Source organism: Bradyrhizobium sp. LeoB3, assembly GCF_055456055.1.
Map to the genome: position 1 here is coordinate 1 of NZ_JBVBEF010000444.1, position 300 is coordinate 300.

General features: G+C 58.3%; 1 protein-coding gene. It reads right to left on the minus strand.

What is annotated here, in order from left to right; translation table 11 throughout:
* Window positions 1-45: 45 nt before the first annotated feature.
* Window positions 46-300 (minus strand): hypothetical protein (locus ACZXDY_RS46670; RefSeq protein WP_464350126.1); only part of this gene is annotated, 255 nt, incomplete at its 5' end.

Consider the following 300-nt stretch of genomic DNA (forward strand, 5'->3'; position numbering starts at 1 on the left):
CCATCGCGCAGGGAAAGCCGGAATGCTTCGGTTGAACCTGTGGTCCTACCCCCGTGCTTTTTGTTGCACGGGGCCCATAGGTGCAACCGGCACCCGGCTTTCCCTGCGCCCTCTGCTCGATGAGAGGGTGGAAAGTGAAGCAAAGCTCGGACGCAATGCGCCGCGAGAACGCGAACTCACATCCCCTTCGCTGTTTGAAATTTGAATCAGACTCGCGGCGATGCCGTAGAGCCTGAGAACCAATTCGGTTTTCGGGTAGACGGCATCCGAAGTAGCGGATGTTGAAGACCTCGACGGTGG